Below are 5,859 nucleotides of genomic sequence, written 5' to 3'. Positions count from 1 at the left end.
CCGTGACCAGGCGGATTGCTGCTTCGGCAAGACGCCGCGTCTGAACCACTGGGTGCTGGTGCGCTCGCTCCAGGGCGTGAAACCGAAGCTCCGCCAGCCCGTGACCTGTTTCGGCACGCTGCGCGTCGGTGAGATGCGCGAGGACGGCTTCCTGATCGGGATTTACCAGATGGATGCGACCGACTTGGTCTTCTCGAATTGAACTTCTCTCTCCATGGACGCTCGAATGTCAAATTTCATCCGATGGCTCGTCCGAGGCGAAGGGGCCGCACCTGGACGTCGGAGACGTAGCGCGCTTGATCTCATCCTGATCTGCGTCGTCGCCGCGCTCGTCTGCACCGGCTGCCGTCAACAAGAGACGGCGGGCGATCCACGCCCGCTCGTCGTCACCAGTTTCTTTCCGCTCTTCGATTTCGCGCGGACACTGGGCGGGACGAACTTCAATGTCGTTTGTCTCACGCCGCCCGGCGGCGATCCTCACGCGATGGACGCCAGTCCCCGCGCTGCTCAAACGGTTGCGAGCGCACAACTCGTGTTGCTCCTCGGCCTTGGGATGGATGGCTGGGTGGAAAAGCTTGCGGCGAGCGAGCGTCGGACACGGGTCACCGTCGCCAGCCTGGGCATCGCACCCAGACGTGTCGGAAAAGCCACCCTCGGCGGATCCACCGAGCATGCGCATGGAGCTCATGGACACTCCCATGAGCATGATGAGAACGAGGTCGACCCTCATGTATGGCTCGATCCGGTTTTGGCTCAACAAATCGTACAACGGATCGCATCCGAGATGGCCGAGATTGCGCCCCAGCACCGCGAGGCGGTGTTTTCGCGGCGGGATGCCCTGATTGGCGAACTGCAGAAGCTGGACCAGGAATTCACCGCGAAGCTGGCGGATGTGAAGCGCCGGGAGCTCGTCACATTCCATGGGGCCTTCGCATATCTCTGCGCCCGCTACCGGCTTGAAACCGTTGGGGTCATCGAATTGTTCCCGGGCGACGAACCGTCCGCTGCGTATCTGCGCCAGCTCGTGGACCTGATGCGCCGGCTGAAGATGAAGGTCATCTTCGCCGAGCCGCAGCTACCCGACCGGCTGGCCCAGGTGATTGCGAAGGATATAGGCAGCCGCGTCGAACGGCTGGACCCGTGTGAAACGATCCTGCCGGAGGCGCCGCAGGCCACCTACTTCGAACGCCAGCGCCTCAATCTCGAAACCTTGCGCCGCGTGCTCACCGAACCCTGAAGCGTGATGACTTCCTGTCCTCAATCCTTGCTTGAGGTCGAGAATCTTACCCTCGACCTCGCGGGGCGCCGCATTTTGCAGGACATCAGCCTGACGGTCGCGTCGGGCGAGTTCCTCGGCGTTATCGGACCGAATGGTGGCGGCAAGACCTCGCTGCTGCGGGTGCTACTGGGCGTGGTGCCGACCAGTGCGGGACGGGTTCGCTGGGAACATGCCGCCGATGGCGGGAGACCACACATCGGCTATGTGCCGCAGCGCGGGGGCCTGGACCGGAGTTATCCGTTGAGCACGCGGGAGATTGTGAAACAAGGTCGCTCCGGTGCGTGGCCCTTGTTCGGTGCAGCGCGGCGCGAGACCCTGACGCGTGCGGAGGAATTGCTGGACCGGGTCGGGTTGGGCGAGCACCAGGACAAACCGTTCGTTCACCTCTCAGGCGGCCAGCAGCGACGCTGTCTGCTTGCTCGGGCGTTGATGGACTCGCCTGCCGTCCTGTTGCTTGATGAGCCGACGGCGGGGGTCGATACCGAAGGTCAGCGACAGTTCTGCGTCATTCTGCAGGAGCTGTCCGCTCAAGGCATCACCATCGTCCTGGTCAGCCACGACATCCCGCTCATCACCCAATACGCCCATCGCATCGCATGCCTCGGCGTCACGCTGCACTGGCATGGCGCTGCGGATGCGCTGGAGCAGCACACCGTGCTCGACGCCTACCGTTGTGAACTGGAGCGATACCAGGTCGGGGACCCACGTATCAGTTCGTCACACACTCATTTGCACGGAGGGAAGCCCTGTTCATGAAACTCGCCGCGCTCGATGCCTTCCTGGAGTACGGTTTTATCACTCGCGCTCTCATCGCCGGATTGCTGATGAGCCTTACCTGCGGAATCCTTTCGCCGTTCGTCGTGCTGCGCCGGCTGTCCTTTTCCGCTGACGGTCTTGCTCATGCGAGTTTGGGGGGACTCGCTCTGGGCATGTTCCTGCTGGCAAACGGTCCCGCGCCCTCTCTTGCCAGCTATGCGGTGAGTTTTGTTTTTACATGTTTGGTGGCCGCAGCGATTGCGTATTTCTCGGGCGGCCAGCGCGTGCACTCCGACACGGCAGTGGGTGCGTGCTACGTCGCGGCGTTCGCGCTGGGTATCCTCCTGCTCTCCCTTCGCCAGCGGTATTCGGGGCACCTCGAACACTTCTTCTTCGGAAGTCTGCTTGCGGTGAATCCGCTCGAGTGCTGGCTTCTCGCCGGACTGGCACTTCTGGCTCTCACGCTCGTGCTCGCCTGCTGGCGGTGGCTGGGGCAGTGGACGTTCGATGAGGAACTCGCACTCGCCAGCGGAGTGCCCACGGGAGTGCTGCGCTACGCGCTCATTCTGCTCATCGCCGCTACGGTGATTCTCTCGACGCGGGTCGTCGGCGTCCTCCTGGTCACCGCCATGCTTGTCCTGCCCGGGGCGGTCAGCACCTTGTTGGGCCGGAACATGGGCGTCATCACGTCGCTGTCCCTCGGGGTGGCTCTCACGAGCACATTGACGGGACTAGGGATTTCCAACAGCGCGGACGTTCCGCCCGGCCCTGCGATCGTGCTTACCGCATTCGCCCTCTTTGTCATCGCCTATCTCGTTCGCCGCCACCGGGACCGGCGGCTCTCCCATGCAAGCCTTTCAAACACATGAACACGCGGCCTGCCCTTCATTCAACCCGCCGTCATCATGCGCTTGCCGTGCAAGCCGGTCAGAAACTCCTCTGGGTCATCCATCGTGCGCCGCACACGAGGGAGTTCACAGTCGAAGTATTCAATCTGCCCAAGCGTTTGCGCGAGGGAGGTTTTCCCTGCACGGCGGACCCCTTTCAGCCAGACGATGCTACGCCTCTCCCAAAGCTGCTCGACCTGTTTTCGCCAAAATTCACGATTTACCATACGCTGTCAGAATCGCGTTTGGTCATACTAAACGCAAGCGTGGTGTCGTGTGGTAACTCGCCAGTGTCGTGTTCGAGCTCCGTTTCGCACCAGCCCCACACCATCCATTAAACCTATGAACCCATCCAATACCATCCCCGTCACGGTCCTGACCGGCTTTCTCGGTTCGGGAAAAACCACGCTGCTCAACCGTATCCTCAGCGAGAACCATGGAAAACGCATTGCGGTCATCGAGAACGAATTCGGCGAGATCGGCATCGACAATGAGCTCGTCATCGGTGCCGATGAGGAGATCTTCGAGATGAACAACGGCTGCATCTGCTGCACCGTCCGTGGCGATCTCATTCGCATCCTCGGGAATCTCATGAAGCGCAAGGACCGGCTGGATGCCGTGTTGATTGAGACGACCGGCCTTGCCGACCCGGCACCCGTGGCCCAGACGTTCTTCGTTGATGACGATATGAAGTCTGCGTTCCGCCTGGATGCCATTGTGACCATGGTGGACGCGAAACATGTCTGGCAGCACCTCGAGGCCAGCCCGGAATGCCAGGAGCAGCTGGCGTTCGCCGACGTCACGCTGGTCAACAAGACGGATCTGGTGGACGAAGCCACGCTCAAGTCCCTCGAAGCCAAAATCCGATCCGTCAACGCCGTGACACGGATTCACCGCACCCACAATGCGAAAGTGCCCCTGGATCAAATCCTCGACATCCGGGCTTTCGATCTCCAGAACACCCTCGCCTCCGCTCCTGACTTTCTGAAACCCGAGATGCCGTTCGAATGGGCCGGGTTCTATCGACTCGATGCGGGGACGCATGTGCTCGAGTTCCAGCCCGGGCCCGATCCCTCCATGGACATGGTCGTGCTACCGATGTTGGATGCCTCGGAGGGCAGCTGGAAGGCCACACTGCAAAAGGCGGTAGAGGTGTTTTCGGGCGAGCCGCGAAAACAAGAACCCGGAGCCAGTCTTTTCGCCGGTGGGGAACTTCACCAGCTTGCGTTCGGGGAGGGGCGCGGCGGGCGATTTCTGTTGGAACCTGGCCTGCCGGGAACTTGCGGAGTGTTTACGCAGCATCATCCCGACGAGTTCAGCATGCAGGTGTCCCGGAATGGGCAACGGGTGTTTCCCACAAGTTCGGAGACGTTTGCGCCCAACCATTCCCACGATCAAAGCGTGTCCTCCGTCGGCTTCCGCGAGGCGCGTTCCCTCGATCCTAAACGTTTCGATGAGTGGCTGGGCGGGCTGCTGAGGGACAAGGGTACCGACATCTACCGCATGAAAGGAATCGTCAACCTGGCGGGGGTGAAGGATCGCTTTGTGTTCCAGGGCGTTCACATGCTCCTGGATGGCAAACCCGACAGACCCTGGAAAACCGAGTCCGAGCGACAGACGCAGATCGTGTTCATCGGAAAGAATCTGAACCGCGCCGAACTGGAGTCGGGTTTTCGATCCTGTCTTGTGTGAGCAACCGCCTATGGAACTGATTCGTGCTGAGTTGGGAGATCCCGTGCTGGGGTTGGACTGGTCCGGTGACGGGCGTTACATCGCTGCGGCGGGCATCAGCGGTCCCTGCGGGATATTTGACGTGGCTTCGGGCAAGCGGTGCCGGCAGTGGAAAGCGCACGCCGGCGGGGTGCTTGCGGTGGGCTGGTCGGCGACCGAGGACGTGTTTGCCACCGGGGGGCAGGATGGAACGGTGCGATGGTGGTCTCCGGGCTCCGACGATCCTCTGCGGTCGGAGCAGGCAGGAGGTTCGTGGGTGGAGCATGTGACTTTTTCACCCAACGGTCGCAACCTCGCAACGGGAGCTGGAAAGACACTCCGGATCTGGAACTCTGCGGGAGAGTCGCTGTTCGAGTTCCAAAACCACGAGAGCACTGTCTCCGGACTGGAATGGCGTGCGGATTCCAAGGGAGTGGCCACATCGTGTTACGGGAAGATCCGGTGCTTCCGTCTCGGAGAGAACCAGCCGTATGAGGAGATTTCCTTGAAGGCCAGTTTCGTGTCCCTGGCGTTGAGCCCGAATGGACGTGCCATTGGAGCCGGCACGCAGGAGAACACCATCCAGTTCTTCCGGCTTCCCTCGGCGGGCGAGGAGCCGCTTCGGATGAGTGGATATCCATCGAAGGTGAAGCACCTGGCCTGGGATTCCGGAGCCCGGTTCCTGGCGTCCGGCGGCGGTGACATGATCACGGTCTGGGATGTTCGCGGACGGGGTCCTGCCGGCACCATTCCCCTTCAATGTGCCGGACACCCCGGCTTGATCAGCGCGCTGGCCTTTCAGAAAACCGGTGAACTTTTGGCTTCCGGGTGTGCATCGGGCAAAGTGTTCCTCTGGAACCCCGCGAAATCACGTTGGCCGGGGTCGAAACCCGAACCTGTCGACCGGCCCCTCCGTGCCTTCGGCTTTCAGTCCGGTATTCTCTGTCTCAAATGGTCACCCGACCAGACGGCCCTGGCGGTCGGATGTCAGGATGGGTCGGTGGGTTGGATCCGGGTCTGACCGCCAGGGCCTCCACGCCGTGAAGTATGGATTTTCTGGGGGAGAGAGCCGGAGAGAGGGGCATGCTCAGCCAACCCCTGGCACGTGGCAAAGACATGGGTAACAAAGTGAGCATAGACATGGGTAACAGTTTTCGTTTCATTTCCCGCCGTTTTTGGGGGCGTGACATGGAACATCTTTACTCAGGTGGCGCGACGGATGCGGTT

At 61.4% G+C, this 5,859-nt stretch carries 5 protein-coding genes; all 5 read left to right on the top strand.

Features of this window, described 5'->3' with window-relative positions:
• Positions 1-214: 214 nt before the first annotated feature.
• Positions 215-1,237 (top strand): zinc ABC transporter substrate-binding protein, encoded by a 1,023-nt coding sequence (locus tag FJ404_19040; GenBank protein MBM3824948.1) that lies wholly within the window; start codon positions 215-217, stop codon positions 1,235-1,237.
• 3 nt (positions 1,238-1,240) lie between these two features.
• Complete coding sequence (locus tag FJ404_19035) at positions 1,241-2,035, top strand: ABC transporter ATP-binding protein (GenBank protein MBM3824947.1); 795 nt, start codon at positions 1,241-1,243, stop codon at positions 2,033-2,035.
• Positions 2,032-2,904, top strand: a complete 873-nt coding sequence (locus FJ404_19030) for a metal ABC transporter permease (GenBank protein MBM3824946.1) — start codon at positions 2,032-2,034, stop codon at positions 2,902-2,904. Before FJ404_19035 ends, FJ404_19030 begins: the two co-directional genes overlap by 4 nt.
• Before the next feature lie 360 nt (positions 2,905-3,264).
• Entirely contained in the window at positions 3,265-4,614 is a 1,350-nt protein-coding gene (locus FJ404_19025) for a GTP-binding protein (protein MBM3824945.1), read from the top strand.
• Between the two features lie 10 nt (positions 4,615-4,624).
• Entirely contained in the window at positions 4,625-5,653 is a 1,029-nt protein-coding gene (locus FJ404_19020; protein MBM3824944.1) for a WD40 repeat domain-containing protein, read from the top strand.
• Positions 5,654-5,859 lie beyond the last annotated feature (206 nt).

This window comes from Verrucomicrobiota bacterium, from assembly GCA_016871495.1.
In the GTDB taxonomy this organism is placed as follows: Bacteria; Verrucomicrobiota; Verrucomicrobiia; order Limisphaerales; family VHDF01; genus VHDF01.
The sequence above is the reverse complement of the archived record's forward strand: the minus strand, read 5'-3'. Positions and strand labels throughout refer to the sequence as shown.